General features: G+C 75.4%; 2 protein-coding genes. One reads left to right on the forward strand and one right to left on the reverse strand.

Features of this window, described 5'->3' with window-relative positions; translation table 11 throughout:
• On the reverse strand, positions 1-1,823 hold a 1,823-nt coding region (locus EYQ95_RS26045), incomplete at its 3' end, for a heavy metal translocating P-type ATPase (RefSeq protein ID WP_132332109.1).
• 146 nt (positions 1,824-1,969) lie between these two features.
• Here EYQ95_RS26045 and EYQ95_RS26050 point away from each other — a divergent pair.
• Positions 1,970-2,167 carry a heavy-metal-associated domain-containing protein gene (locus tag EYQ95_RS26050; protein WP_132332111.1) on the forward strand — a complete coding sequence of 66 codons (198 nt, stop codon included), beginning with the start codon at positions 1,970-1,972 and terminating at the stop codon, positions 2,165-2,167.
• Positions 2,168-2,206: the final 39 nt, after the last annotated feature.

Raw genomic sequence — 2,206 nt, forward strand, 5'->3', positions numbered from 1 at the left:
CGCGCGTCGTCACCCGCGCGGGCGAGCCAGGAGAGCGTGTGGCCGGCCTCGCGCAGCGTGGCCGCGCGCGCTTCCAGTGCCGTGGTGTCGATGCCGGCCTCGCGCAGCATGGCGCCGTTGCCGAGCAGGTAGGTCGCGCCCTCGACGCGCCCTTCGACGCCGCGCCCCGGCACCGCGCGCACGTCCACGGCGCGCGCGCGGCGCGAGGGGTCGCAGGCTTCGAGCACCGCATGCGCGAGCGGGTGGGCACTGCCGGTCTGCAGGGCGGCGGCGATGGCGAGCAGCACGTCCGCATCGCCATCGGCCGCCACCGCCTCGACCAGCCGCGGCCGGCCGGCGGTGAGGGTGCCGGTCTTGTCGAAGGCGACCACGTCCACGTGGTGCGCGACCTCCAACGCCTGCGCGTCCTTGATGAGGATGCCGGCACGCGCGGCCACGCCGGTGCCCGCCATGATCGCCGTCGGCGTGGCCAGCCCCAGCGCGCAGGGACAGGCGATCACCAGCACCGCCACGGCGTTGAGGATCGCCTGCTGCCAGTCGCCCGTCGCCAGGCCCCAGCCCAGCAGCGTCACCAGCGCGACGACCACGACCGCGGGCACGAACACGGCGCTCACCCGGTCGACCAGCTTCTGGATCGGCGCCTTGCGCGCCTGCGCGTCCTCGACCATGCGGATGATCCGCGCCAGCACCGATTCGGCGCCGACCGCGCGCGTCTCCACCAGCACCACGCCCTCGCCGTTGATCGCGCCACCGGTCACGCGGTCGCCCGGCGACTTGGGCACGGGCAGCGACTCGCCGGTGACCAGCGATTCGTCGGCATGGGTATGGCCCTCGCGCACCTCGCCATCCACCGGGAAGCGCTCGCCCGGGCCGACCACGACGACGTCGCCGGGCGTCACCTGCTCGATCGGCACTTCGACGTCGCGTCCGTCGCGCCGCAGGCGCGCGGTGGCCGGGCGCAGCGCCTGCAGCGCGCGGATCGCCTCGCTGGTCTGCCGCCGGGCGCGCGCCTCGAGGAACTTGCCCAGCAGCACCAGCGTGATGATGGCGGCGGACGCTTCGAAGTACAGCGGCGCCGAGCCGTGGTGGCCCGTGTCGCGCAGCAGGTTCCACAGGCTCAGCCCGTAGCCCGCGCTGGTGCCGATGGCGACGAGCAGGTCCATGTTGCCGGTCCCCGCGCGCAGCGCCTTCCAGCCGGCGCGGTAGAAGCGCGCGCCCAGCCAGAACTGCACCGGCGTGGCCAGCAGCCACTGCAGCCAGCCGGGCAGAGCGGCATGTTCGCCGGCCAGGCCGCTCAGCATGGGCAGCACCAGCGGCAGCGTCAGCAGCGTCGCCAGGACCAGGTGGCGCTTCTCGCGCCGGGCGCCGACGTCGTCGGCCGGCGCGGCGGCCGGGGTGCCCGCGGGCGCCTCGGGTACCCGGTAGCCGGCGTCCTGCACGGCACGCGCGAGCTCGGCGCGGCGCACGTCGCCCAGTGCCCTGACCGTCGCGCGTTCGGTCGCCAGGTTCACGCTGGCCTCGAGCACGCCCGGCACGCGGCGCAGCGCGCGCTCCACGCGGCCCACGCAGGAGGCGCAGGTCATGCCCTCGACGGGCAGCTCGTGGCGCTGCACCGGCACGTGATAGCCCGCGTCTTCGACCGCCTGGGCCAGGGCGGCTGGCTCGGGCGCGGTGTCCGACGCCAGCACGCGCGCGCGCCCGGTCGCGAGATTGACTTCGGCGGCGGCCACGCCCGGCACGCGCGCGAGGGCACGCTCGACGCGGCCGACGCAGGAGGCGCAGGTCATGCCCTCGATGGGCAGGCTGATGGAGGAAGTGGACATGGAGGACGTTCCGGTCTGCGATGTCGGCAGCGTGCACCTTCCCATGATGGCAAGGTCAAGCCCGGCGCCGGCCTGCGCCGGGCCGCTTGACCTTCCCACGGGGCAAGGGCGGATGCTGGCGACCGGTTTTCCGATCGGAGGCATCCATGAAGCTCATCGTCGAAGGCATGACCTGCGGCCACTGCGAGCGCGCGATCCAGCAGGCGGTGGCGCGACGGGGCGGGCAGGCACGGGTGGACCGCGCGGCCGGGTCGGTCGAGGTCGACGGGCTCGACGAGGCCACGGCCCGTGCGGCGGTGGAGGAGGAGGGTTACCGCGTGGTGGCGGTGGCGGCGGACCGCTGAGGCGCGCGGCCCGCGGCCGCCGGGCCCGGCTCGCGGGCC

Source organism: Lysobacter sp. N42, assembly GCF_004344885.1.